The sequence below is a fragment of the Leeuwenhoekiella obamensis genome, assembly GCF_055391795.1.
On the sequence record NZ_AP029251.1, the window covers coordinates 556,370 to 581,725 of the forward strand.

The 25,356-nt window shown below is 39.2% G+C and carries 23 protein-coding genes; 9 read left to right on the plus strand and 14 right to left on the minus strand.

Annotated features, from left to right (window positions below):
• Nucleotides 1-57: 57 nt before the first annotated feature.
• Nucleotides 58-1,476, minus strand: a complete 1,419-nt coding sequence (gene gndA, locus ACZ5L8_RS02550) for an NADP-dependent phosphogluconate dehydrogenase (protein WP_464439540.1) — start codon at nucleotides 1,474-1,476, stop codon at nucleotides 58-60.
• Nucleotides 1,477-1,593: 117 nt separating this feature from the next.
• On the opposite strand from gndA, the gene zwf reads away from it, so the two are divergent.
• Both zwf and pgl read left to right on the plus strand, forming a co-directional pair.
• Nucleotides 1,594-3,159, plus strand: a complete 1,566-nt coding sequence (zwf, locus tag ACZ5L8_RS02555) for a glucose-6-phosphate dehydrogenase (RefSeq protein WP_464439541.1) — start codon at nucleotides 1,594-1,596, stop codon at nucleotides 3,157-3,159.
• A gap of 9 nt (nucleotides 3,160-3,168) precedes the next feature.
• The gene (gene pgl, locus ACZ5L8_RS02560) at nucleotides 3,169-3,882 is read left to right on the plus strand and encodes a 6-phosphogluconolactonase (protein WP_464439543.1); all 714 of its coding nucleotides are present in this window, start codon (nucleotides 3,169-3,171) and stop codon (nucleotides 3,880-3,882) included.
• Nucleotides 3,883-3,940: 58 nt separating this feature from the next.
• Here the strand turns inward: pgl and ACZ5L8_RS02565 are convergent, their stop codons facing one another.
• The 5 genes from ACZ5L8_RS02565 to ACZ5L8_RS02585 form a co-directional block, all read right to left on the minus strand.
• Nucleotides 3,941-4,309, minus strand: a complete 369-nt coding sequence (locus ACZ5L8_RS02565; protein WP_464439545.1) for a nuclear transport factor 2 family protein — start codon at nucleotides 4,307-4,309, stop codon at nucleotides 3,941-3,943.
• Nucleotides 4,302-4,886 (minus strand): pentapeptide repeat-containing protein, encoded by a 585-nt coding sequence (locus ACZ5L8_RS02570; RefSeq protein ID WP_464439548.1) that lies wholly within the window; start codon nucleotides 4,884-4,886, stop codon nucleotides 4,302-4,304. Before ACZ5L8_RS02570 ends, ACZ5L8_RS02565 begins: the two co-directional genes overlap by 8 nt.
• Nucleotides 4,887-4,932: 46 nt before the next feature.
• Entirely contained in the window at nucleotides 4,933-5,133 is a 201-nt protein-coding gene (locus ACZ5L8_RS02575; RefSeq protein WP_462599035.1) for a helix-turn-helix transcriptional regulator, read from the minus strand.
• The gene (locus ACZ5L8_RS02580) at nucleotides 5,133-5,564 is read right to left on the minus strand and encodes a hypothetical protein (RefSeq protein ID WP_464439550.1); all 432 of its coding nucleotides are present in this window, start codon (nucleotides 5,562-5,564) and stop codon (nucleotides 5,133-5,135) included. The genes ACZ5L8_RS02575 and ACZ5L8_RS02580 overlap by 1 nt, the downstream gene beginning before the upstream one ends.
• 90 nt (nucleotides 5,565-5,654) lie before the next feature.
• Nucleotides 5,655-6,164: a DUF3124 domain-containing protein gene (locus tag ACZ5L8_RS02585; protein ID WP_464439551.1), complete on the minus strand. Its 510-nt coding sequence runs from the start codon at nucleotides 6,162-6,164 to the stop codon at nucleotides 5,655-5,657.
• A gap of 144 nt (nucleotides 6,165-6,308) precedes the next feature.
• Here ACZ5L8_RS02585 and ACZ5L8_RS02590 point away from each other — a divergent pair, with 144 nt between their 5' ends.
• The gene (locus ACZ5L8_RS02590) at nucleotides 6,309-6,968 is read left to right on the plus strand and encodes an SDR family oxidoreductase (RefSeq protein ID WP_464439553.1); all 660 of its coding nucleotides are present in this window, start codon (nucleotides 6,309-6,311) and stop codon (nucleotides 6,966-6,968) included.
• A gap of 47 nt (nucleotides 6,969-7,015) precedes the next feature.
• On the opposite strand, the gene ACZ5L8_RS02595 is transcribed toward ACZ5L8_RS02590, so the two are convergent.
• Entirely contained in the window at nucleotides 7,016-8,182 is a 1,167-nt protein-coding gene (locus tag ACZ5L8_RS02595) for an MFS transporter (RefSeq protein WP_464439556.1), read from the minus strand.
• Nucleotides 8,183-8,308: 126 nt separating this feature from the next.
• Nucleotides 8,309-8,902: an O-methyltransferase gene (locus ACZ5L8_RS02600; protein ID WP_464439557.1), complete on the minus strand. Its 594-nt coding sequence runs from the start codon at nucleotides 8,900-8,902 to the stop codon at nucleotides 8,309-8,311.
• Nucleotides 8,903-9,082: 180 nt separating this feature from the next.
• On the opposite strand from ACZ5L8_RS02600, the gene ACZ5L8_RS02605 reads away from it, so the two are divergent.
• The 5 genes from ACZ5L8_RS02605 to ACZ5L8_RS02625 all read left to right on the plus strand — a co-directional run bounded on the left by ACZ5L8_RS02605 (nucleotide 9,083) and on the right by ACZ5L8_RS02625 (nucleotide 20,462).
• Entirely contained in the window at nucleotides 9,083-10,297 is a 1,215-nt protein-coding gene (locus tag ACZ5L8_RS02605; protein WP_464439559.1) for a cytochrome c3 family protein, read from the plus strand.
• 412 nt (nucleotides 10,298-10,709) lie between these two features.
• Nucleotides 10,710-13,907, plus strand: coding sequence for a SusC/RagA family TonB-linked outer membrane protein (locus ACZ5L8_RS02610; protein WP_464439560.1), 3,198 nt, complete (start codon nucleotides 10,710-10,712; stop codon nucleotides 13,905-13,907).
• A gap of 11 nt (nucleotides 13,908-13,918) precedes the next feature.
• Entirely contained in the window at nucleotides 13,919-15,664 is a 1,746-nt protein-coding gene (locus ACZ5L8_RS02615; RefSeq protein ID WP_464439561.1) for a RagB/SusD family nutrient uptake outer membrane protein, read from the plus strand.
• A gap of 162 nt (nucleotides 15,665-15,826) precedes the next feature.
• Complete coding sequence (locus ACZ5L8_RS02620; RefSeq protein WP_464439562.1) at nucleotides 15,827-19,177, plus strand: VCBS repeat-containing protein; 3,351 nt, start codon at nucleotides 15,827-15,829, stop codon at nucleotides 19,175-19,177.
• 271 nt (nucleotides 19,178-19,448) lie between these two features.
• On the plus strand, nucleotides 19,449-20,462 hold the full coding sequence (locus tag ACZ5L8_RS02625) for a hypothetical protein (RefSeq protein WP_464439563.1): 1,014 nt from the start codon (nucleotides 19,449-19,451) through the stop codon (nucleotides 20,460-20,462).
• Nucleotides 20,463-20,546: 84 nt separating this feature from the next.
• Here the strand turns inward: ACZ5L8_RS02625 and ACZ5L8_RS02630 are convergent, their stop codons facing one another.
• The 4 genes from ACZ5L8_RS02630 to ACZ5L8_RS02645 form a co-directional block, all read right to left on the minus strand.
• The gene (locus ACZ5L8_RS02630; protein WP_464439564.1) at nucleotides 20,547-21,104 is read right to left on the minus strand and encodes a hypothetical protein; all 558 of its coding nucleotides are present in this window, start codon (nucleotides 21,102-21,104) and stop codon (nucleotides 20,547-20,549) included.
• A gap of 28 nt (nucleotides 21,105-21,132) precedes the next feature.
• Nucleotides 21,133-21,711 (minus strand): helix-turn-helix domain-containing protein, encoded by a 579-nt coding sequence (locus ACZ5L8_RS02635; protein ID WP_464439565.1) that lies wholly within the window; start codon nucleotides 21,709-21,711, stop codon nucleotides 21,133-21,135.
• Between the two features lie 138 nt (nucleotides 21,712-21,849).
• Nucleotides 21,850-22,386, minus strand: coding sequence for a TPM domain-containing protein (locus ACZ5L8_RS02640; protein WP_464439566.1), 537 nt, complete (start codon nucleotides 22,384-22,386; stop codon nucleotides 21,850-21,852).
• 115 nt (nucleotides 22,387-22,501) lie between these two features.
• Nucleotides 22,502-23,257, minus strand: coding sequence for a LuxR C-terminal-related transcriptional regulator (locus tag ACZ5L8_RS02645; protein ID WP_464439568.1), 756 nt, complete (start codon nucleotides 23,255-23,257; stop codon nucleotides 22,502-22,504).
• 167 nt (nucleotides 23,258-23,424) lie between these two features.
• On the opposite strand from ACZ5L8_RS02645, the gene ACZ5L8_RS02650 reads away from it, so the two are divergent.
• Nucleotides 23,425-24,081, plus strand: a complete 657-nt coding sequence (locus ACZ5L8_RS02650; protein ID WP_464439570.1) for a DUF1349 domain-containing protein — start codon at nucleotides 23,425-23,427, stop codon at nucleotides 24,079-24,081.
• Nucleotides 24,082-24,153: 72 nt separating this feature from the next.
• Here the strand turns inward: ACZ5L8_RS02650 and ACZ5L8_RS02655 are convergent, their stop codons facing one another.
• Both ACZ5L8_RS02655 and ACZ5L8_RS02660 read right to left on the minus strand, forming a co-directional pair.
• Entirely contained in the window at nucleotides 24,154-24,552 is a 399-nt protein-coding gene (locus ACZ5L8_RS02655) for a hypothetical protein (RefSeq protein WP_464439571.1), read from the minus strand.
• Nucleotides 24,553-24,646: 94 nt separating this feature from the next.
• Nucleotides 24,647-25,276 carry a hypothetical protein gene (locus tag ACZ5L8_RS02660; RefSeq protein WP_464439572.1) on the minus strand — a complete coding sequence of 210 codons (630 nt, stop codon included), beginning with the start codon at nucleotides 25,274-25,276 and terminating at the stop codon, nucleotides 24,647-24,649.
• Nucleotides 25,277-25,356 lie beyond the last annotated feature (80 nt).

Consider the following 25,356-nt stretch of genomic DNA (forward strand, 5'->3'; position numbering starts at 1 on the left):
AAAAAAGCCGGTCTAACTTGACCGGCTTTATTGTGTGTTTATTTTTTTGGCGAAAGCCTAAAGAACATCATTCCACTCTGTGTGGAAAATTCCTTCTCTGTCAATTCTTTCGTAAGTGTGTGAACCAAAAAGGTCACGCTGCGCCTGGATCAAATTCAATGGTAAATGACTAGAAGTGTAGGCGTCAAAATAGTTCAATGAGTTATACACTCCCGGCGCCGGAATACCGCTAGCAGCACAATGCGCCGCAAGTTTGCGTACAGATGCAACTGAGCCTTTGATCTTTTCGGCGAAAGCCGGAGCAAAAAGAAGATTGATCATATCTGGATCTTTCTTGAATGCCTGTGAAATATCTTCTAACATCGCCGCACGGATGATACATCCTGCACGCCAGATCTTAGCGATAGTCTCCATATTTAAGTTGTACTCGTATTCTTTAGAAGCCTCTGCAAGTTGATGTAATCCCTGCGCATAAGCCATGATAAAACTAAAGTAAAGTGCGTCTTCACAAAGCTCGATCATATCTTCCTTTTTCATTTTTACAGGAGAAGGACGATCGTAGATCTCGTCAGCTTTTACGCGCTCATCTTTAAGTGCGCTGATCTCGCGCATGCTCACCGCGATATCAATAGTTGGCACAGGAATACCAAGATCCATCGCATTTTGCGACGTCCATTTACCGGTACCTTTTTGTTTTGCTTTGTCAAGGATCATATCTACAAGATCTTTGTCTGTAAGATCATCCTTTTGGGTGAAGATCTCAGATGTGATCTCAACGATAAAAGATTGCAAACGACCTTGATTCCATTTTGAGAAGATCTCATGGAACTCTGCATTGCTGATGTCACAAGTTTTACGCAAAATATCATAGATCTCTGAAGATAGTTGCATCATACCATACTCAATACCATTGTGAACCATTTTCACATAGTTACCAGCAGATTTAGGCCCTAGATATGCAACACAAGGTTCGCCATTATATTTTGCGGCAACAGCTTCAAAAATGGGTTTTACGTGTTGATACGCTTCTTCATTTCCTCCCGGCATAATGCTGGGTCCACGGCGAGCGCCTTTTGCACCGCCAGACACTCCGCTACCAAAGAAGTTAATTCCCTTTTCTTGCAGGTAAGCCTCACGACGATCTGTATCTGTATAGAATGAGTTACCGCCATCGATGATGATATCACCTTTATCAAGATGCGGAAGTAAATTTTCTATCACGGCATCCACAATTTTTCCTGCAGGAACAAGAAGCATGATTTTTCTGGGTTGAGCTAAAGCCGAAACAAAAGTCTCAATGTCTGTTGAAGCATCTACCACATGATCTGCGCTACCTTCTTCTTTAAGAGCATCAACTTTTTCTTTATCTAGGTCGTAGCCAAAAGCGCTAAAACCATTATCGGCAACATTTAAAATGAAATTGCGTCCCATTACTCCAAGCCCGATAAGCCCGAAGTCAAAATCTTTATTTTGCATAACTGTGTTTTACCTTAGCATTAATTTTTAAAGAGGTTAAGAATATGATAAGGCATATTCAATATTTTATGCCTTAACTTTACCTCATACTTCAAAATTAATCGATAACATCGACTTATGGCCAACCAGGAGGATAAAAAGCCAACACAAAACCGAAATCAAAAAACCAAAAAGCAGATGCTCGTGATCTTTGGAGCGTCAGGTGATCTTACCGCAAGAAAACTTGTTCCTGCTTTGTTTAATCTTTATAAAGGAAACCATTTACCTGAAAATCTGGTTGTTTTGGGCGCAAGCCGAAGCAATTTTAGCGATGAAGATTTTAGAAAACAAGTGGTTACAGAGAGTGATCACCTTAAAGATTCTTTAGAGAAAGAAGATCAGGATTACATTAGCAAGTTTGCAGATCAGATCTTTTATGAAGATATAGGCGACTCTTATGATACTGATTATAAGGGTTTGCATAAGCGTATAATGGCGCTTAATGAAGAGCACGGAACTGAAAATAATTTTATTTTCTATCTATCTACGCCGCCTAGTCTTTATGAAACCATTGCAAAACATCTGTATAATCTTGGGTTAACAGATGAAGAAGATGGCTTTAAGCGCATTGTGGTTGAGAAACCTTTTGGCTACAGCCTTAATACCGCTCAAGAGCTTAATGCAGGATTACAGAAGTATTTTAAAGAATCACAGATTTACAGGATAGACCATTATTTAGGTAAAGAAACTGTACAGAACTTGCTAGTAACGCGCTTTAGCAACTCGATCTTTGAGCCGCTATGGAATCGTAACTACATTCATCATATTGAGATCACAAATGCTGAGACCGTAGGTGTAGAAAAACGTGGTGGATATTATGACAAATCTGGTGCGCTGCGTGATATGTTTCAAAGTCACTTATTGCAGATCGTTTCTTTGATCGCAATGGAACCGCCTATTAATAACACTGCTCAAGAAATTCGTAACGAGAAGGTAAAAGCCTTGAAGTCTTTGCGAATCATGAACGATGATGAGACCTTATTTAAGCACACGCTGAGAGGTCAATATATGACAAGCACGATAGATGGTAAGAAGGTAAGTGGTTACCGTCAAGAAGAAGGAGTAAATCCTGAATCAAAAACCGAAACGTACGCTGCGATAAAATTCTATGTAGATAACTGGCGCTGGAAAGACACACCATTTTATGTGCGTACCGCGAAGCGTATGCCTACAAAAGTGACTGAAGTTGTAATACACTTTAAGACTCCGCCGCATGCGGTTTTTGGTAATACAGATCTTAATAAAGACAATAAGTTGATTATCAGAATTCAGCCAGATGAAGGGATTTTGATAAAGTTTGGTGTAAAAGTTCCCGGACAAGGCTTTAAAGTAGAACGTGCGAATATGGACTTTTACTACTCAAGTCTTGCCGAAAGTAACATCATGGATGCTTACGAGCGCCTTTTACTTGATGTGATGCAAGGCGATGCAACGCTTTATGCTCGAGCTGATGAAGTTGAGGCTGCATGGGCTTTTGTAGATCCTATTCTTAATTACTGGGAAAATAACGAGAAGGTAAATACATATGGTTATGCCGCTGGTACATGGGGACCACGCAATAGCGACGATCTTATAGAAGACAGCTATGGCTGGCGCAATCCTGGTGAGCACCTCACAGATGAGTCAGGTTTTTGTATCATCTAACATAATGCTATGAAATTAAACATATATAAAGATAAGCAGGCTGTAGCCAAAGAATTCAGCGAGTTCTTAATGGATCAGCTTAAGGAAAAAGAAGAATTGACCGTGGCACTTTCTGGCGGTAGTACGCCTAAGATCGTGTTTGATCATCTCGCAGAACTTTTCGCGGAAGCGCAATGGTCTAAAATTAAATTTTACTGGGGCGATGAGCGTTGTGTGCCGCCCACAGATAGCGAGAGCAATTATAAAATGACGGTAGATCATCTTTTTTCTAAGATCAATGTGCCTGAAGAAAATATCTATAGAGTGCTAGGTGAGAATGATCCTGCTGAGGAAGCTGTGCGATATGGCAAAGTGCTTAATGAAACACTGCCAGTTGCAGGTGATACACCGCGTTTTGATCTTGTGATATTAGGAATGGGAGATGACGGGCATACGGCTTCGATTTTTCCTGAGAATATTGAGATGTGGGATGCAGATGAAAATTGTATCGTAGCTTCTCATCCACAAAGTGGGCAAAAACGAGTTTCTCTTACGGGGAAAGTGATCAACAATGCTTCTGCGGTTGCATTTCTTGTAACGGGAGCAGGTAAGGCTGAGAAAGTTGACGAAATCCTTAATAAAAAGGAAGGATATAAAAAATATCCAGCAGCATTGGTAAATCCACCAAGTCAGAATCTATATTGGTTTATGGACGAAGCGGCGGCAGAGAAGCTTTCGCAATAGCGAAACAATAGTTATAGAGAAGAAAGCGGAGCTAAATATTTAGTTCCGCTTTTTTGTTTTAAAAGACCCCATTCTCGTTAACAGAGTTTTCAGGGATCTCTTGACCAAAATCCCACATCTCGATGATCTCATTATTTTCAAATTTGAGAATGTGTGAAACGGCATAACCAGGATGATCATCTTTCAAGATCACGTGTGAGTGGATAGAGACAAGTTCTCCATCTTCTAAAGCCATTTTTATATCAAAAACTTTATCGGGATGTTGCTTTGCAGCTTCGGCCATTGCGGTTTTAAGCGTGTTGGCATCGCCTTTAAAGTGAGCATTGTGGTGCTTAAATGCAGGCGAAGTAAATTTGGCGAAAGCCTCAAAAGAATCACCAGCAGCGCATTGTTTAAGAAACGTGATCGCGATCTCTTTGTTAGTCATCAGATTGATCTACTTTGATCTTGTATTTATGTAATAGGCCAAGAACTTCTGGCATGGAGAAAGATGCACCTTTGATCTTGTTTTGCTCAGGGTCTAAAGAATATCCGTGAGAATTAGTGAGATCTGCGCGCTCCAGATTTGTGTTTTCAAAAATGGCTTCACGCAGATTACAATCTATAAGATTAATGCCTGATAGATCTGCTTCAACAAAGTCTGCACCTTCTAGCATACACTCGTCAAAAGCGCAATTTGTGAGATTGAGGTGATAAAAAGATGCGTGGTTAAGCTTGCAATCATGAAAGATAGCTTCAAGCGCAAGTGGATCGCATTTTTCTAGATTCACGCCCATCATTTTGCAAGTGTCAAATGTGATAGTTTGCAGTGCAGTGTGAGTGAAATTTACATTGCTGATGTTACAAAAGTGAAACTCACAATTTATAAAACGGCAGTGCGCAAATGAGGTGTCTTGAAATTTACAGTTTGTAAATATGCAATCTTCATACTCGCCGCGAGTAAAGCCTGTTGCTGTATAGTCTTGTGAATCATATTCTTGATCCACAAAATATTCGAGATCCATGAAGGACTAAATTTTTATGTGGATATAAATGTAAACCAAAAATTATCTAATCTCCGTCTTCCAATTCAAAAAAATCTTCTACCGGCTTGTTGAATATCTTAGCCATTTTGAGCGCCAGCACAGTAGACGGCACATATCTGTTTTTTTCAATAGAGTTGATCGTTTGACGAGAAACACCTATTTTTTTTGCCAGATCATCCTGCGTGAGATCCATAATGGCGCGTTGTACTTTAAGTGTATTTTTCATTATCTCACGGCTCTAAGTAGATAATAAAATCCTAGTTGCACAAACAGCATATACCACACGATCACATAGCTTGGCATCTCGCTAAACGTCGCTTCATTACCATCAACCACACTAGATACGCCAAAGTTTATATACGGTTGTATCACTGCAAAAAGCACGCCTGCAATAAAGGCCATCATGTATGATTTATTGCGCAAGCTCAGTGTGTATTCATCTTCTTCTTTTTCGCGGGAAACCGAGATCAAAAGCATCGCCATTAATAGCACAGACCACGTGATGGTGTTCACCATATTGTCTATGTCTAATAGAGCGATTGCAATAAAGCTTACGATGCTCAAACCTGCGGCGATAAAACCCACGATCTTATACGAGTAGGGAAGTAGTTTAAATTTTGAAAGGGAGCGCTGTTCGCATTCTAATAATTTTTTCATGATGATGAATGTTAAGTTTATTTTCTATAATGACAAATATACTTTACATTTTGTAAAACAACAAAATCTTTTTTTCGCTTAAAGCGAAAATCACTCAACCTTAATTCCTTGTGTAGTAAATGAAATTCCCTGTTGATTTGAAGTTGAGATCATTACAGCTTCAAAATAGGGTTCTGCACTTTTTGGAGCGGTTGCCCAAGTGAATAAGAAGTTGGCTCCCGTGCCACCTTCTCTGTCAATTTTATCGATCACAATCTCTACAGTTTCAAGCGGAGCGATAAAAATAGGATGATCAAAATAGCTTCTTATCAATTCGCCATGCGTATTGTAATAACTGGCATCAGTTAAATAGATGGTGTCTTTACTATTGATGTTGCGCATGCTCACTGTGGCTGTTAGATCGTGCGTTTCATGCTCATCAAGACTATAGATCTCTGAATATACTGATAGGTAAGAACTGCCTAGCGCTAAAGAATCACTAGGAAGTGTCGCTGTTCTTTTTTCCCAATTCACACGGTTAATTGAGCTTATTTCTTTGGGTTCATCACAAGAAAAAAGAAGAAAACCGGTACAGATAAAAAGCAGCAATCTATAGATCATAGCACAAAAGTATTGAACTGGTAAGATACGATAATTCATTTACAGCATCCATACTTTAAAGTATTACAAAAACGCAGTTAAACCCTGTTAATCCAGCAGCTTTACCGCTAGTGTATTTGTAAATTGTAAGAAGAAAAATAAGTTATGAATACAGATAAAGAAAGAGTTTTAATAGCCGGAGCAAACGGTACAACGGGTAAAATAATTGTTCAATTTCTTCAGGAGTCACAGTATTTTGAGCCTGTCGCTATGGTGCGAAAAGAAGAACAAATAGAACAATTTAAAATTAAAGGTGTTGAAACCGTACTAGCAGATCTTGAAGAAAATCTAGATGCTGCGGTTAACAAAGAAATTGATAAAGTAGTATTTGCTGCGGGTTCTGGTGGGCATACGCCAAAAGAAGAAACAACGGCAGTTGATCAAAACGGAGCGATCAATCTTATTGACGCTTCGGTTAAAGCCGGAATCAAGAAGTTTGTAATGTTAAGCGCAATAAATGCAGATGATCCTAGCAGCTCTGAAAGTTTAGAGCATTATCTTAAAGCAAAACAAGTAGCAGATAAACATCTTCAAGAAAGCGGATTGATCCATGCGATCGTACGCCCCGGAACACTAAAAAATGATCCAGGAAGTGGGAAGATCAAAATAGCTGAAAAACTTATTGAAACCGGAGAGATCACTCGCGAAGATGTGGCAAGAGTAATTGTCGCAGCGCTTAATGACGACACCGCAAACAATGAAACCTTCGAGATCTTAGAAGGAAACATATTGATAGGCGAGGCCTTAAGCAAAGTTTCCGCGTAAGCGAAACAACTATCAAAAACTAAAAAAGCAGCCAATGGCTGCTTTTTTTATACGGTTTGTTTTCTCTTTTTTCGCAAGAGTATAATACTGCAAGAAAGTATAACGCCTATGATCGCCAGACCAGCACCTACAAATGGCGGCGAGGTAAAGCCATAGCCAGCGGCAATTGGCAATCCGCCAAGAAATGCACCCAGAGCGTTACCAATATTAAACCCTGCTTGATTAACTCCAGAGGCGAGCATTTCAGAACCTTTTGCTGCTTTTATCATTAGCATCTGTATGGGCGCGGCAAGTGAGAAAGCCACGGCTCCTGTTATAAAAGTCATGATCAGCGATGTCCATTGTGTTGAGGCCAGCTGTGTGACTAGAAGCAAACTTATGGTCATTACTGTAAGTAAAATACCTGATGCCTTTACAGGCGAAAATTTATCTGCTAGTTTCCCGCCTATGAAATTTCCGCAAGTCATACCTATACCGGCAAGCATAAGTATAAATGTAACCGCATTATCGCTGAAGTTGCTCACGTCTGTAAGCAAAGGCGTGATATAACTGTACCATGCAAAGAAGCCACCAGTACCTATTGCCGTAACAAGAAGTACAAGCCACGGCTCAAGATGTGTGAATACTTTAAGTTCTTCAAAAGGACTTTTTGCTTCTCTTTTCTCCAATGCTGGCATCCAGAATGCGATTGCGAGAACGGCACAAATACCAATTGCTACAACCATCATAAAGGTGATCCGCCAAGAAATGTTATGTCCTACATAGGTTCCCAATGGTATCCCGATAATATTAGCGACCGTGAGTCCACCGAACATCACAGCTACAGCGCTTGCTTCTTTTTCTTTTGGCACAAGCCTACTAGCAACAACAGCTCCCACGCCAAAAAACGCTCCATGTGGTAACCCCGAAAGTAAACGAGAAAGTAGCATGATCTCATAACTCGCGGCAAAAATGGATAAGCTATTAAAAACTGTAAATGCCGCCATCAAGACGAGCAGTAGTTTTTTGGGAGGGTAATTTCCGGCAAACATGATTAGAATAGGAGCACCTATCACCACACCTAAGGCATACGCCGAAATTAAATGCCCAGCAGTTGGAATCGATATACTAAGATCTTGAGCGACATCAGGTAAAATACCCATCATCACAAATTCTGTCATACCAATGCCGAAGCCACCAACAGCAAGCGAGAGCAAACTCTTTTTAAATGTCATACCTTAATTTAAGTAGGCGAAGGTAGAACATTAAAAAACCGTTTGTATGAAGAATATTCTCATTTATCTATATAATTTTAACCTTGATAAAAGGTATAAGAATAGAGAATGATTAATTTAGGATATTTATAGCGCTAAACTCTCTTTCTTTGTAGCGATCATAATACCGGTAGACCATTTTAATTTTGTCAACACCAGATCTTCTCGTGATTCTAAATATTCTTCTAGTTTGATCGCTTTTTCGGTGTGACCTTCTGGCCAATTTTCTTGCGGTAACATATCGTCAATGATATACAGTCCGCCGGGATTAAGCATGTTTAAAACCTCGTCTAGCAATAGGTATTTGCCATGCCATGTATCTGCAAAAATAAAGTCGTAACGCTTATCTAGATTGGCTTTGACCCAAGCTTCGCCGTCTTGTAAAACCAACTCTAATCTATCGTCATGACCTAGGTATTCTTCTGCGATCTTTAGGAGAGCTTCATCATGATCTAGCGAGGTTAAAGTTGAATTTTTATCCATTCCTTGAAGGATCCACGCAGTAGACAGTCCTGTGCCGGTTCCTAATTCTAGCAATTTTCCGCCAGGCTTTGATGCGGCTAAGGTTTCTAGTAGCGAGCACGCAAGCGGTACAGATGGCATGGTGAAGCCATTTTCTTTTGTGGCTTCGTCAATTGCGTGATATGCTTTAGGAAACGGTGTGTTGATTGTTTCGGTCATTGGTAATGTTTTGGTTGATAAATGATTATGAATTAAAACTAGTCATTTTAATTTGTGTTCAAATCATTAAAGAGTGATTAATTTATTTCTTTCGGCTACAGCCAAATTAACCTTCCTCTAGACCTAAATATTTTGCTACCTGTTAATTAAGTGTATATTTAAGGACATCAATCAACCATTTTGAGACTTTTACTTATCGCTTTACTTATTGTGAGTTTTACTTCATGCAAGGATAAAAATTCTGGCTATGAAGAGATCCAGCCGTTACCGGTACATAATAATGGTAAGCAGTATGCGGGCAGTAGGGTCTGTGCAGAATGTCATGAAGATATTTATGAACAGCACATTAAAAATGCCCATTTTAAAACATCTTATTTAGCAAATGCTGATAACGTGCCAGGCGCATCAATTGAGGATAATGTTTTAAAACTTTATGACGCTAGGCTTTTTATTACTGAGGAAGATGATCATTTGATCCAGACAGCATATAGCTTTCCTGAAGGAGAAAAACTGTCTGTAGATACCATGCAGATCACAATAGGTTCTGGAGTTAAAGGACAATCTTTTTTAAGCTGGGATGGCGATAAACTTTATCAGCTACAAACCTCGTACTACGTCCCAGAACATGCGTGGATCAACAGCCCCAATTATTCTAAATTCTATATTAAAGACGAGCGTGCTGTAACAGATCAGTGCTTAAAATGTCATGTAACCTACGCCACAAACGATCGCGAAAACGGGATGAGCAATAGCTATACGGGTAGACAATTATTTCTTGGCGTGCAATGCGAACGTTGCCACAATCCTGCGCAAGAACATGTTACTTTTCATCAAGAAAACCCAGAAGAAAACATAGGCAAATTCATCACTAGATATGCAAATATGGCTAGAGATAGGCGAGTAGATGCCTGTGCGCAGTGCCATTCTGGTTTACGCGTACGCCAACTTCAGGGTAGTCCGTTTGAGTATCAAATAGGCGATGATCTAGCACAGTATTCTAAAAATTATCAGCAAGTTGCCAGCAACGCTGCGCTTGATGTGCATGGTAATCAGGTGGGGTTACTACAAGAAAGCGCCTGTTTTAAAGCTACAGAGACAATGGATTGTATCACTTGCCACGATCCTCACAAAGATCAGCGAGGTGACGTATCTTCCTTTAATGCGGTTTGTATTTCTTGTCACGCTTCCGCCAAAAATACGCTCACACAAGCTCATCAAAATGTAAACGGTGATACTGAAAATTGCATCGCTTGCCACATGCCTTTATTTCCTTCTGAAAGCATGAAAATACAATTAGAAGGATCTCAAAACAGTAATTCTGTAAAAATCAGAACACATAAAATTGCTGTCTATCCACAAGTTGTTAACATCAAGAATTATATAGATCAGCTTTAAGATCTTGTTTAAAATTCTCTTTTCTTTTTTTAATTACAACGTTTGCGAAGCCTTGCTAATACTGACATCCACGCATATGATCAATAATTGATTCTTTTTTAAGCATTATTAAAAATGACTAGTAAATTTTACACTTATGTCATTTTTTAAGTTAATTGATTGAAGTTTTTTTATAAAAATTATTTGAAAGCTTTTTGGTTTAACGTTTTAATTGATAAATTAGACTTTTGTTAACATATTGAAAACTAATTAAAAACGGAAAAAGCATGAAGAGAAACTACCTCTATCCTGATTAAGCAGATGAGATGTATAGATCTTGTGAAAATGGGTTGGGCTTTCGCTGAAAAGCATAAGAAAAACCGCTACAGGATTACAGAAAACTAAATCATCATACCAATCAATAAACTAAATTATGAAACAAAAACTTACAGTATTATCAATGATCCTGGGTTTTATATGCATGTCAAGTGCGGCCTGGGCTCAGACAACCGTAAGTGGTACCGTTACAGATAATGGTGGCGTGCCGCTTGTAGGAGCAAATGTTTTAGAAAAAGGAACTAATAATGGAACTCAAACTGACTTTGACGGGAAGTATACATTAGAAGTAGCAAATGGAGCTACTTTAGTTTTTAGTTACGTTGGCTTTCAAACGTCTGAGATCGCAGTAGGCGGGAAGACTCAAATTAACCTAACAATGGAAGAAGATGCTGCAGCGCTAGATGAAGTTGTAGTAACAGGTTATGGTTCTCAATCTAAAAGAGACCTTACCGGTGCGGTATCTACAGTAGATACAGAAGAATTACTTGCGGTGCCAGCTACAACGTTTGCGCAACAGCTGCAAGGTAGAGCTTCGGGTATCTCTATTGTAAACGACGCAACTCCTGGTGGTGAAGCTACCGTGAGGATTCGTGGTTTTGGTACTATCGGTAATAACAATCCACTTTATATTATTGATGGAGTGCCATCACAATCACAATCTAACTTAAACCCGGGTGATATTGAGTCTTTACAAGTGTTAAAGGATGCATCTGCAGCTTCTATCTACGGATCAAGAGCAGCAAACGGTGTGATTATTATCACTACTAAAAAAGGTAAACTGGGTAAACCAACCATTAGATATCAAACATTTTATGGAATTCAATCAGCTGCAGAGGATGTAGAAGTTTTAAACGCGCGCGAATTAGGACAATACTTATACCTTTCTGATCTTTATGCAGGTAAGACTCCATCACATGGGCAGTATACTTATGGACCTAATGGTGAAGTAACAATTCCTGATTATGTTTTTCCTAGTGGAGCAAATGAAGGTGATGCGGGTACAGACCCATCGCTTTACTCATTAACACCTACAAATATTTATGCGATCACAAGAAGTGCTGATACATATTGGTGGGATGAGGTTACACGCACCGCACCAATGAAGAGTCACCAGATCACAGCTTCAGGAGCTTCAGAGAGTGCTCGTTATGCGATGAACGCACGTTACTTCTCTCAGGATGCGATTACTAAATTCGTGGGATATGATCGTCTTTCACTTCGTGTAAACACAGAGTTTAGAACACTTGAAGATAGACTTACTATCGGTGAAAACTTCACAGTTTCATTTGATAACAGAAAAGGTGTTTTCAACAACAACGATGAGCAAAACGCCGTATCAGGTGCGTATAAACATCACCCATTATTACCGGTTTATGATATCGCAGGAAATTTTGCCGGTAGCCGTGGTGCTAACCTAGGTAATAACTATAATCCATATGCTTTTCTTTCAAGAGGTCAGGATAATAGAAGATATAGACTGCGTGCTTTTGGTAACGCATACGCAGCATTTGATATCCTTGATGATCTTGAGATCAGAACCAGTTTAGGTATTGATTATAGCAACGTAAGAAACCGCGAATTAGGAAGACCACAACCAGAATATGTTGAGGGTAACTTTATAAACGGTTCTACAGCACGTAATAGATATAACTACCAGTGGGTTTGGAGTAATGTATTGACTTGGGATCACACTTTCGGTGAAAAGCATAAGCTTAATGCGTACGTAGGTACAGAAGCGATCGAATCATTTGGTGAAGAATTTGGAGCGACAAGAAATGGATTTACATCTCTTGAAAATGAGATTCTAGGATATTTAAATCTTGGTGATCCTGCAACAGCTACAAACTATGGTTATCCTTTTGATGACTATGCTTTATTCTCAGTATTCGGAAACTTTGATTATTCTTATGACGATAAGTACTTATTTAAAGTAACTATACGTAATGATGAATCTTCAAGATTCTTACAAGCTTCACAGAGTGCATGGTTCCCTGCGTTGAGCTTAGGATGGAGAATGTCTGAAGAAAGCTTTATGGATTCTGTTGATATTATTGACGACCTAAAACTAAGATACGGTTATGGTCAGACAGGTAACCAATCTATTGGAGATTACAACCCATATACAACATACCGTTATAATGTATTTAATGCAGGTTATCCTATCAATGGTTCACCAGATAATGCAACTATAGGTTATGATGCACAATCATTTGGTAATCCAAACGCAAAGTGGGAAACAACAACTTCGCATAACTTCGGTATTGATTTAGCAATGCTAGATAATCGTCTTACGTTTAGTTTTGACGCTTATACGCGAAAAACAACTGATATGCTTTTCGCTACACCAATTACCTTCACGGCTGGTGATGCTTCACCTCCTTCTTTTAACGTAGGTGAAATGACAAACAATGGTTTTGATATTCAGTTGGGATGGGCAGACGATATTGGTGACTTTAGCTATAGCGTAAATGGAAACCTTTCTCGTTATGTGAACGAAGTAAATAAGCTTGATGCAGGTGAGAATACTCGTTTCTTAGGAGCGGCTTCTCGTGTAACTGCACTTACACTTACACAAGCAGGCTTCCCTATTTCTTCATTCTTTGGGTATCAGGTAGAAGGTATTTTCCAGAATCAGGCAGAAGCTGATGCTTGGCCAGCATTTGGATCTTATAATGCTCCTGGTAAGTTTAAGTATACTGATGTTGATGGAGATGGAGAGATTTCAAGTGATGACAGAACGATCATTGGAAGTCCTCACCCAGATTTCACCTATGGCCTTAACATTGACATGTCATACAAAAACTGGAGTTTAAATGTATTCTTTAACGGTCAGCATGGTAATGACATCTACAACTATACTAGATATTTTGCAGATTTCAACACCTTCCAAGGTAACAAATCTACTAGAGCATTGTATGATGCATGGCAACCGGCTAACCCTGAGGCGCCAATGTCTCAATGGACAGCTGCAAATCCAGGAGCTACTAGCCCTATAATGGATGCAAATGATCAACAAAGTAGTCAGCCATCATCTTATTTTATTGAAGACGGTAGCTATTTAAGATTAAAGAATATCCAGCTTACATACAATTTCCCAAGCTCATGGATGGATACTATAGGTCTTAATGGAGGTCAGATCTACGTTCAAGGTCAAAACCTTGTTACATGGACAAAGTATTCTGGACTTAACCCGGAGATCCAGACAGGAGCTGATGCAACTCTAGGTTTTGATGGTGGTTACATGCCAGTATCCAGAATATTCACTTTGGGACTTAATATTGACTTATTTTAAAAAAAGATAATATGAAAAGAACAAAAAGTATAATAGTAATGTTATCGGTACTTCTGGTATTATCAGGATGTAGCGATGAGTTTTTGACAAAAGAACCAGAAGGGCAGTTTAGTACCGCATCTTTGGCAAATCAAGAAGGTGTGGAAGGTATTCTTCTTGGAGCTTATAAGATGTTAAATGGTCTTGGTCTGGACGGTCAGGATGCTTGGAATAGTGGTGCACAAAACTGGGTTTTTGGTGGTGTGGCTTCAGATGACGGTTTGAAGGGTACAGATGCCGGTGACCAGCCAGAGCAATCCTTTATTGAGGCTTACGATTTTCAGCCTTTTAATAACCATATTAGAAATAAATGGCGTGGACTTTTTAAAGGTGTGGCTAGAGCAAATGATGCGATTACTTCAGCTCAAGCCCTAACTGATGATCAGATAAGCGCTGATGATAGAGAGCAGATTATTGCAGAGGCCACTTTTCTAAGAGCATTTTTCCATATGGAAGCACGTAAAATGTGGCGTATGCCTCCGTTCGTTTCGGATGAGAATTTCAATCTTAATGATGTAACCAGTACGCTCGTGCCTAATGATCGTGAGATATGGCCACTTATTGAGGCAGATTTTGAGGCAGCAGCTTCAATGCTTCCAGATACTCAAACAGAAGTAGGTCGTCCTACGAGCTGGGCTGCAAAAGCTTTTTTGGCTAAAGCCAAAATGTATCAAGGATGGGATGATTCTGGTAACGCAAATGCAGCTGTATTGAGCGAAGCTAGAACGATCTTGCTTGATATCGTTCAAAATGGACCTTTTGAATTAGCAGATAAATTTGAGGATAACTTTTTGGTGGCAACCAGAAACAACAAAGAATCGATCTTTGAGATCCAGTATTCTATAAGTAGTTCTAATGGTGATGCTTCTAATCAGGATGTTGGTCTTGCACACCCATATATTGATCCTTGGGGATGCTGCGGATTTTACCAAGCTTCGCAAAACCTTGTGAATGCCTACAAAACTACTGCAGATGGTTTACCAATGCCTGACACATTTGATGATTCTGATGTTACTTGGCAAACTGAGTATACAGGTCCGCTAGATCCTAGAATTGATCACACATTAGGACGTCCAGGAATTCTTTTTAAAGGATTTAAAATTCACGATACAGATTTTATTCGTGACGTATCATACGCAGGTCCTTATTCATCTAAAAAGCACGTTGCCGAAGTTGAGGCATTTGGTGTAGGTGGATGGGGTAACCTTTCGGCAAACAATTACCGCATCATGAGATATGGTATGATCTTACTTTGGTTAGCAGAATGTGAAGTTGAAGTAGGTGATCCAGATCTTGCAAGAGGTTATGTTAACGAGATCAGAACTAGAGCGGCTAATCCTGATGGTTTTGTTCCTGATGCTACGCAAGGTGCAGAAAGAAATGATTTTACTGTAAATCCTAATACTCCTGCAGCTAATTATGTTATCGATACGTATGATACACCTTGGACAGACCCTGCAGAGGCACGTAAAGCGGTACGTTTTGAAACTCGTTTAGAGTTTGCAATGGAAGGTCACAGATTCTTTGATCTTCAAAGATGGGGTGTTTCTGCACAGGTACTTAATGCTTACTTACAAAGTGAGGCTGAGCATAGAACATATCTTGCAGGTAAAACATTTACAGCAAATAAAAATGAATTCTATCCTATTCCTACAGAGGCGATTGATAGATCTTTCTTAGATGGATCACCAACGCTAACGCAGGATCCGGCATACTAAAATACGTTTAAGTCAAGTTTGCTTATCTAAGGCCATGAGCAGTTTTATACTGCTTGTGGCCTTTACTTTTTTGTGCCGAAAAAAAATTAATATCATCCACGATAATGTTGTGGTTAAATGGTATAGTTTAAATACATTTAAAGAAATTTTAAGAAAATGAGCATGCGTTTCATCAAGTATCCATTTGCCCTTTTTATAACTATATTTCTTGTCTCTTGTGGAGAAGAAGAAAAGCCAGAAACACTTTTTAAACTGCACCCTGCAAGCGATACAGGCATCGAGTTTGAAAATAGGATCATTGAGACTGATACCTTCAATATTCTTACAGACGAATATATCTTTAACGGTGGTGGTGTAGCTGTGGCAGATTTTAATAATGACGGACTCTCAGATCTGTTTTTTACAGGTAATGAAGTTGCAAACAGGCTTTACCTTAATAAAGGAAATTTTAAATTCAATGATATTTCTGCCGTTGCAGGTATTGAGGCTTCCGCCAAATGGAGCACAGGCGTAACCATTGTTGATATCAATAATGATGCACTGCCCGATGTTTATATCTGTGCAGCAAGCACAGGTGGATATGAGCGCTCTAATATGCTTTTTGTGAATCAAGGGAATAACGCTGATGGTATCCCAATATTTAAGGAAATGGCTACTCAATACGGCATTAATGACAACAGCAATAGTATGCACGCCACGTTCTTTGATTATGACCTAGATGGAGATCTAGATCTTTATGTGCTTAATGATGAATTAGGAGAAGGTTTACCCACGAATTATAGACCTAAGGTTACTGATGGTTCAGCGATGAGTAACGATCGCTTTTTTAAGAATAATGGCGACGGTACCTTTACTGATGCTACTCAAGAAGCAGGGATTTTATTAGAAGGTTTTGGTCTAGGCATAGGCGTGGGAGATATCAATATGGATGGCTGGCCTGATCTATATGTAAGCAACGATTATGTAACAAACGATTTGCTGTACATCAATCAAAAAGACGGCACATTTAAAAATGATATAAAAGGAAGAATTCGTCACCAGAGTAAATTCTCAATGGGTAATGATATTTCAGATTTTAATAACGATGGCTTTCTTGATATAGTGACGCTTGATATGCTAGGAGAATCTAGCTTTCGCCAAAAAACTACTATCTCTGATAACCCATATATCTTTAATTCCTTAAATGAGCGTTTTGATTATGAGTATCAATACATCCGAAACATGCTACAAATGGGTAACGGCCCAGATGTGCCATATAGTGAGATCGGGATGCTTACTGGCGTTGATAAAACAGACTGGAGTTGGTCGCCATTGTTCATGGATGTAGATAATGATGGTCAGCGTGATCTACTTATCACAAACGGATTTCCTCGTGACATAACCGATAGAGATTTTGGAGATTTCAGACTAGAAGTAAGCAGATTTACACCGCCAGGACAAATTCTAGATTCTATTCCTGTTGTAAAGATTCCTAATTACGCATATCGCAATACGGGTTACATGGATTTTGAAGATGTGGGAGAAGATTGGGGATTGAGCATTCCGTCGTTTAGTAATGGCGCCGTGTATGCAGATCTTGACAATGATGGCGATCTTGATTATGTGGTGAATAACATCAACGATAAAGCCTTTGTTTTTGAGAACACATTAAACACAAAGTCTGATAATCACTATCTGCGTGTGGCTTTAAAAGGACCACAAAATAACGCATTTGGCGTGGGAGCTAAAGTTGTTCTTACGTATCAGGACGGGCGTACAGAATATCACGAGCAATACCTTTCTCGTGGCTATATGTCGTCAGTAGATCCTGTGGTGCATTTTGGTACAGGAAGTGAAAGTGATATCGCTTCGGTTGAGGTTTTATGGCCTGATGGTAAATATGTAAAGAAAGAAGGAATACCAGCAGATCAAACGATCACAATTGCTCACAATGAAGCTCGTGATGCTGTGGTAACCGAATTAAAATTCCCGCTTGTTGTACCTAAGCAAAAACAAAACTTCTCAAGTGTTTCAGATAGCTTAAAGCTAAAATGGGTGCACCAGGAGCGCGATATAATCGACTTTAATATGCAACGAACCATTCAGCATAAGTTCTCTCAAAACGGACCATGTGTTGCTGTGGGTGATCTTGATGGTAACGGACTTGAAGATTTTGTGATAGGAAGTGCTTCGAGATATTCGCCTGTGATATTTTTTCAGGAAAGTGATGGTACTTTTCGCGAAAGCGAACTCTACACGAAAACAGAAGATATGACGCATGAGGAAGAGTCTATTGCGCTTTTTGACCTAGATAATGACGGTGATCTTGATATGTATCTGGTTTCTGGAAGTAATGAGTTTATGGATATGACCACAGAGCAGATGGATGTGTTATTGATCAATAATGGTAAAGGTAAATTCACTGCTGCGCCAGAGCGTATGCCAGAGGTTAATGCAAGTGGATCTGTTGTGGTTGCGCAGGATTTTGATAGTGATGGCTTCACAGATCTTTTTGTGGGTGGTCGTACGCCTATGGGTGCTTTTCCTACTATTGAAAAAAGTTTCTTGCTTAAAAATAACAACGGAAAACTTGAAGATGTAACTGATTCTTATGCTGCCGCACTACGCAATGTAGGTATGGTCACTGATGCCACCTGGGCTGATGTGAATGGCGATAATAAAGCAGATCTTATTGTTGTAGGCGAACTTATGCCGGTTACCATTTTTGTAAATGGTGGTACTAGTTTTACTAAAATGCAAGGCACAGGTCTGGATGAATATCTGGGCTGGTGGGAGAGTGTTACCGCATCAGACTTTGATGGAGATGGCGATCTTGATCTTCTTGCGGGTAATTTAGGCGCTAACAATATGTATCAGCCTAGCAAAGAAAGACCTGTAACGGTGCTTGCTAAAGACTTTGACAATAACGGAACGATAGATCCTATTTACTTTGCTCATCTCAAGAATAAGGATGGTAAATATGAGTCGGTGCCGGTGCATTTCTGGTCTACGATGAATCAGCAAAGTCCTATTTTTAGACAGAAGTTTAATCTGTATAAAGAATATGGTAATGTGACGCAGCAAGATCTTTTTACTGAGGAGCAACTTCAAGGGGTAACTACACTTCAAGGTAATTATGACCGCAGCAGCTATATTGAGAATCTGGGTGACGGCACATTTAAAATGGTCGCTCTACCGCCAGAAGCGCAAATGGCTCCTATGAACGACATCGCCATAACCGACTACAATCAAGATGGAAATCTGGATGTGCTTATGGTAGGTAACGATTATGGTAATGAGACCTTTGTAGGGCGCTTAGATGCTAGCAACGGTGTGGTTTTACAAGGTGATGGAAATGGCAATTTCATTTCTATACCTACTTACAAGAGCGGTTTTAAAGCCTCTGGCGATGCGAAGGCTATAGTCAAAGTAAAAAATAAAAATGGCGAAGAAATCTTCATAGTTACACAAAACGGAGATAGTCTCTTGAGCTATTTACCTAGACCGGTGAAACCTAAGGAACTCGAGCAATAAAATAACGATCTAACACAATTGCTAACCCCTGATAGTCTGACTGTCAGGGGTTATTTTTTGGCTTAAAGCCAAAACCTCTAAAATTGAATTAATTTCTTATACCTTAAGGTTGTGATTTAACCCGTGTAAACACCTGTTTTTGTGATATTTATTAAAGTGAGTTGTCGTTGGGATAGATAATTTGATACCTTGTTGTAGTTATGATTTTTTTAGGGTAAGTATTTGCTTTTTAAATTGTTATAGCAACAAACTAATCAAAAAACCAAAATGTATGACAACCAAAGAAAATGCACCCATCCCGCCGGGATGGATAGGAGGCTTTGCGCAATCTAACGAAGCCTTTGAGTACCCAGATCCTAACCTTACTTCATTACCCATGCTAGATAATCTAGCAAATATAGATCTGCTTAGAAGACAACAGGCAGTTGAGTGGCCAGAGTTTAGTTGGCTTACACAACTAGGGGATGAATCTTCACGTTGCTACCAGATGTTTGCGCCTTATATCTCAAGATTGGGATATACAGATACAGGAAGAGTATATTCTATAATCTGCCCGCAACAAGGTGTATGGCTGGGTGATGCTGTTTGTCTTAATGTAGAGGTGACAGTTACTGGTCAACGAGGCTGGGCTGATGAAGATAACCGAACGCTTGCGGCAGATATTACCGTTGAACCTAAGATATGGTTCTCTATAGATGAAGCACAGAGCGATAAACTTGCATTCTTGTTACACATTCTAGAATATCTAGATATGCCTTTTCCGTTAAGTAAACAAACAGCGATCCGTTTAAACACCTATGCTCCTGGTAATCCTGATCAGCCTATATTTCCATTGCTTAAAGGTGTGAGCCCTAAATTCGATAATCCGGATTTTGCTTTACACAAAGATGTTGCGTGGACGGTAGGAAATCTGGAAGTAGAGATAGGGAATCCCAAAAAGATAAACCATACTGTTGTAGACGATTTTAACGAGATGGTTATGGAAGTTTTCAATCTGGGCTCTGGTAATATGCTGCATGCAGGTAATATTCTGGCGTGGAATGTTTGGTTCCGTTCTCCAGAGCTTGTGGATCAGGAAGAGTGGCGCACCCATGCTGAAAGATGGCGCAAAAGTATTGATGAACATCACGGTTCACCAGATGGCGAGGGTACTAGTCCGCGTTACTTTGATGGCACTCCCTTTAGCGCAGAAGAGAACGCAGCAGAGGAGATGGTAAAAGCGCTTATAAAGTATATTGAGGGACTTATCAATAAGCATGCGCCATATACTCTTGTGGCAGATTAAAAGTGTTGTTTTTTGGCTTTAAGCCAAAAAATAAAAGCCCATCTTATGCAGAGGGGCTTTTTTATATTGATGAGTAGTGATTTACTAATAGTCTTTTGCAGCTACATTAAAATGACTTGAGAAATAGTCAGCAAACCACTTAAGATCATTGATCACGTAACTTTCGTGTTCGTCATCAAATCCCAGAAGTTGATGTGCGCGTTCTTGTGAATCTATAAGATACATATTGCCTTCATACACCTCATTTGTGATCTGTTCTACTTGATAGTGAAAGCCATAAATATCTTGAGCTGTAAATGTATGTTCACCAAAAGCATCTCGCAATATGATGCAATTATCGCTTATTACTTTTTCATTGTTATTAGATGTTTTTTTGCTTTTTAATCGGTTGAGATTAAAGACGCCCATACTCGCAAGTCCTATTATAGCGACACCCACTTTTGCCCCAAAGGAGCTAATGAGCAAACCCTGAGAAAGTGTATAGATCAAGAATAGCACTCCAACCGCTAAAGGAAAAACTCCAAGCACCCAGAATGTAAAATAGTCTTTCTTAGCACTCCCAATGGTTACAGTATTGTTCTCAACCGTATGATTGATCTTATGTCTTTTAAGCTTGCTTTGAAGAATGCTCAGATTTTGCATGAAGTGTCTTGGATTTTTATAGTTGGGCTTATCGTATAAATGGTATTGCTACAGGAAAATAGTTCTTAACTTCTTTGCGTATAAGAATGCCTACGATCGTGGTGTAAATGACATTGACGCCTATAAATCCGAAGTACCAGAATACGATCACAGTCCATGGGGTTATGGTAACTCTGGCACCTATATAGCTTGATAATCCTGTGATAACGAAGATAACAGGAAGAACAAAGACAAGCGTCCACGTTAATTGAAAATTAAGCAGCTTCTTAGCAAAGAAGTCCAGATTCTTCACGCTATTCTTTTTAAACATCCAGAGAATAAGAGGAAGCAAAATATGCCCTAAGGGAATAAAACACATGGTAAGTACTGAAAAATGCATGCCTTTAATATATGTTGTGTTTTCCATGGCGCCATAATTCATTAATTCTTCTAATGGAATTTCAAGGGCTGTTGCGATGCGATTTAAGGTGTCGCCATGTGGTGTGGTCTTTCCTTTTTCTATGCGCTGCAATGTTCTAAGATTGATGCCTGCCATGTCTGCAAGTTTCTCTTGCGTTAGTCCTTTTGCTTTGCGCGCAATGCTAATTTTTTCTCCTAGTTGGCTCATTGATTTTTTAATTAAAGATTGAGGGTCAAAAGTAGTTAGATACCCCTCATATCCTTATGGTTTCTATGCGGCATTTCTACGGCATTTGTGCCTTTTTCTAGTAAAATTAAGGGTTTGCAGAGGTAAGGTAACTTGATTCTATTCATCCCATTTTTTGATCAATGCATTAACACCTTCTTGAATTCCCGTATAGAAATCCCCGTTTTTAAACTGTGGTATCATGATAGAATCGATCACTTCTTTGCAATAGGGATCGCTTATTTTTTGCTCAGTGCCATATCCCGTACAGATTGCAATTTTCCTTTCGGGGTTGCATAGGACTATGAGTAAACCATTGTCTTTTTCGGCATTGCCTACGCCCCAATAGTTAGCAAGATCAGAACCAAATTCTTGAATATTTGTATACGTCGCGATATCATTTACAGTAACGATAACGATCTGCCGGGTAGTCTCATCAGCATAGGTTACAAGCTGACTACTCAACGCTTGCATCTGCGTTGCGGTAAGCACATCATAATAGTCATTAACAACGGTACCGTTCTGCTTAGTATCGCGATATGCTTTTACTGTAGAAAAATCAAAGGCTGATGATTGACCTTTTTCCTGAGCTTCCATTTTACAAGAAAGCATACTAATGCACAATACAAGAAAGAGCAGGTTTAGTCTTTTTAGCATGCTTTAAATATACCTGAATTTTTTTAATGCGATCTGAGAGGGTAGTAGTGTTGTTTTTTGACTTTAAGCCAAAAGAATAATGTGCTTCGCCTATTAATTCACTCTGTTTGCGAGCCTAAATGATATGTAAAGCTTTTGCTAATCTGCAGGCTTCCATAGAGTTTGTTACTCTTAGTTTCTTCAAAATATTTTGACGATGTCTATTCACAGTATTTAGACTTATGTTGAACTGTGTAGCGATCTCTTTGCTCATCTTACCATGATCTATCAATAGAAGCACTTCTTTTTCTCTGGAAGAGATAGGCATATCGTGCTTAAAATCATTGCAGTAGTGGGTTGTTCCGGTAGTAGAATTTATGATAACACCGGTGTCATGTATAAGGGTGTTCAAACTTTTTCCTGCCAGATTATAGATACAGAGGGCTAGTCTCACAGTATCTCCCTCTATTGCATAAAACATGCGGTGTAACACCTTATGATCACCAGACCCTGATTTTGTTCTTAGGTTAATGGCGGTATAATAATTTGTCCATTCTGTGATGGGTTTGTCTTTCAAGAAGTAAAAGAAATGATACTCTAAAACCTGTTTTTTTATCAGATCGTCTGGATGAAAATTATCAAGTATTTCATCTTCCCATATTGATGAGATCTCTTGAGCTGCTAAGCTGGGTTTCTTAATAATACTCGTACTTATAGCACCATAATAGATCGAGCTTTTTTTGTTCTTAAGGTCAGAGAGAACCGCAATTGCATTTTCAACCTCTGCATACACCTTTGCTATTGCTTGATATTTAAGAAGTAGGGCAGAGGTGTTGTCTTGTGCAAAAGTTTGGGTAAGTAAAGCCTTATCTAGTTTAGCTTTTATATTCACAATATGGTTATTTATGACTATTGAATTCTGTTTTAAGGCAATCTACTTTTGTAAAGTTATGCTTTTAAAGTCTATTCATTAAAAGCATACATCGCCTGCATCGCTAGAAAATTAAAGTGGTTAAAAGCAGGTAATATCAAAGTATGAAAAACCTTAAAAACAGTTTTATGAGAAAATTATCCCGTATTGCAGGGTTAGCTTTAATGACCTTTTTATTTCACAATGTAAATGCACAACGGTTAGAAAAAATGACATGGTTTAATGAACCACAAGAATGGGAAATAAAGAATGACAAGCTTGTGATGTCAGTTACTCCACAAAGTGATTACTGGCGTATCTCTCATTATGGCTTTACTGTAGATGACGCACCTTTTTACTATGCTACCTATGGCGGAGAATTTGAGGTTAAAGCAAAAATAACAGGAGCATATAAAGCGCGCTTTGATCAAATGGGACTCATGCTGCGTATAGATCATGAGAATTATATAAAGTTTGGGATAGAGTATGTAGATGGTAAATATAATCTTAGCGCGGTGGTAACGCATACTACGAGCGACTGGAGTGTGATAGAGCTAAAAGATAAACCTGACTTTGTCTGGATCAAAGCCATAAGAAGGTTAGATGCTGTTGAGATCTTCTACTCTTTTGATGATAAGAACTATACAATGATGAGAAATGCGTACTTACAGGATAATATTCCTGTAAAAGTGGGGCTTATGGCCGCCAGCCCAGATGGCGATGGCTTTCAAGCTACATTTGAGCATTTTCAGGTTAAGCACCTGCCAGATCAACGCAGATTAGAGTGGCTAGAAGATCATAAATAATAACTGAATACTCTGTACTAAGGTGAAAGATTGCACGTAATCTTTCACCTTTTTTGGCTTTAAGCCAAAACACTACCTCTTCCTCACATAATCATATCTATAGCCATCAGCAACATTGTAATCTGATAATTGCAATGCGTCACCATCAAGCAATGTAATAGCCTTTGAGATCTGCCCGTCTTCTATGTGCATCACGCTAAAGGTTGCACCATCCTCTTTTTTAATCTCTAGCGTATACGACAGGTCATAATCTAGTTCGCCATTAATATACCTAGCCACATGTTTATTAGAGATCACAAGAGTGATGATTTCCCCAGTACTCTGCGGTGTGTGCGTATCACCAGCAAGTCCGCCGGTTGCTTTTACCCATGTCCACTCGCCAGTAAGATTAGCAGTAACTGGGCTGTCATCATCCTTAGTACAACTTAAGGTTACAAGGCTTATAAGCAACAGAACTACAATTTTTCTCATGGTTGGTTTTTTCTAATAGACGAGGCATAGTTCTAAAGGTTGCGTGTAGCGCTTATTTTTTTGTTTTCTCAGGATCCCATTTTAAAGATCTAGGTTACATAATATCTCGCACCCTTTCGCCGTCAAGAAAAACCTCAAACTCATCAAAATAAGCAACACCCGTGCCCGTCATCTTACAGCCAAAAACTGCCATTTGCACCACAGCATCCTCTGGTATAGGCAATTCTATAGTCACCGTTTGCCAGTCTGTTGTGCCTTTTGCGCTCTTAGCATCACTATTAACATCAGCAAGAATAGAGACACTGCCATTAAGTTGCATCCATAAACTGGCAACACCATCTGCAAGGTCTTTAGTCTTAATATTAGCCTTTACCGTGATTTTCTTTTTGCCTTTTAAAACTAATGCAGATATCACAGTATTGCATAAACCTGCACCACGATCTGCCGCTGCGTTAGGTCTGGGCGTGATCATAAGCGAGGATAATTTAGTAAAAGGATCTTTGTATGTTTTGATCACATATTGATCTTTTGTGTTTTGAGGAAGCCAACTCACAGGCCGTGCAAAAACGTCTAAATATTCAAAGCTGTAATTTAAGAGCACATTATCTGGCACTTCAAATTCGGTTTGCGCAAAAGCCGTATACTGACTCATAAAAAGTAAAAGAATAAGGGTAATTCGCGTATACCATTTTGAGATAAGGGTAAATGGGTTAGGTTTTGTCATGTTTCTTGATTGATCAGGTTAAAACTTTGATTCTAATATACTTATTAATTAGCTCTTAACGTTTTTTATTTTCGCTTCCG

Coding starts and splice junctions, on each gene's coding strand:
- gndA (WP_464439540.1), bottom strand. CDS start 1,476: ATGCAAAATAAAGATTTTGACTTCGGGCTTATCGGGCTTGGAGTAATG.
- zwf (WP_464439541.1), top strand. CDS start 1,594: ATGGCCAACCAGGAGGATAAAAAGCCAACACAAAACCGAAATCAAAAA.
- pgl (WP_464439543.1), top strand. CDS start 3,169: ATGAAATTAAACATATATAAAGATAAGCAGGCTGTAGCCAAAGAATTC.
- ACZ5L8_RS02565 (WP_464439545.1), bottom strand. CDS start 4,309: ATGACTAACAAAGAGATCGCGATCACGTTTCTTAAACAATGCGCTGCT.
- ACZ5L8_RS02570 (WP_464439548.1), bottom strand. CDS start 4,886: ATGGATCTCGAATATTTTGTGGATCAAGAATATGATTCACAAGACTAT.
- ACZ5L8_RS02575 (WP_462599035.1), bottom strand. CDS start 5,133: ATGAAAAATACACTTAAAGTACAACGCGCCATTATGGATCTCACGCAG.
- ACZ5L8_RS02580 (WP_464439550.1), bottom strand. CDS start 5,564: ATGAAAAAATTATTAGAATGCGAACAGCGCTCCCTTTCAAAATTTAAA.
- ACZ5L8_RS02585 (WP_464439551.1), bottom strand. CDS start 6,164: ATGATCTATAGATTGCTGCTTTTTATCTGTACCGGTTTTCTTCTTTTT.
- ACZ5L8_RS02590 (WP_464439553.1), top strand. CDS start 6,309: ATGAATACAGATAAAGAAAGAGTTTTAATAGCCGGAGCAAACGGTACA.
- ACZ5L8_RS02595 (WP_464439556.1), bottom strand. CDS start 8,182: ATGACATTTAAAAAGAGTTTGCTCTCGCTTGCTGTTGGTGGCTTCGGC.
- ACZ5L8_RS02600 (WP_464439557.1), bottom strand. CDS start 8,902: ATGACCGAAACAATCAACACACCGTTTCCTAAAGCATATCACGCAATT.
- ACZ5L8_RS02610 (WP_464439560.1), top strand. CDS start 10,710: ATGAAACAAAAACTTACAGTATTATCAATGATCCTGGGTTTTATATGC.
- ACZ5L8_RS02615 (WP_464439561.1), top strand. CDS start 13,919: ATGAAAAGAACAAAAAGTATAATAGTAATGTTATCGGTACTTCTGGTA.
- ACZ5L8_RS02620 (WP_464439562.1), top strand. CDS start 15,827: ATGCGTTTCATCAAGTATCCATTTGCCCTTTTTATAACTATATTTCTT.
- ACZ5L8_RS02625 (WP_464439563.1), top strand. CDS start 19,449: ATGACAACCAAAGAAAATGCACCCATCCCGCCGGGATGGATAGGAGGC.
- ACZ5L8_RS02630 (WP_464439564.1), bottom strand. CDS start 21,104: ATGCAAAATCTGAGCATTCTTCAAAGCAAGCTTAAAAGACATAAGATC.
- ACZ5L8_RS02635 (WP_464439565.1), bottom strand. CDS start 21,711: ATGAGCCAACTAGGAGAAAAAATTAGCATTGCGCGCAAAGCAAAAGGA.
- ACZ5L8_RS02640 (WP_464439566.1), bottom strand. CDS start 22,386: ATGCTAAAAAGACTAAACCTGCTCTTTCTTGTATTGTGCATTAGTATG.
- ACZ5L8_RS02650 (WP_464439570.1), top strand. CDS start 23,425: ATGAGAAAATTATCCCGTATTGCAGGGTTAGCTTTAATGACCTTTTTA.
- ACZ5L8_RS02655 (WP_464439571.1), bottom strand. CDS start 24,552: ATGAGAAAAATTGTAGTTCTGTTGCTTATAAGCCTTGTAACCTTAAGT.
- ACZ5L8_RS02660 (WP_464439572.1), bottom strand. CDS start 25,276: ATGACAAAACCTAACCCATTTACCCTTATCTCAAAATGGTATACGCGA.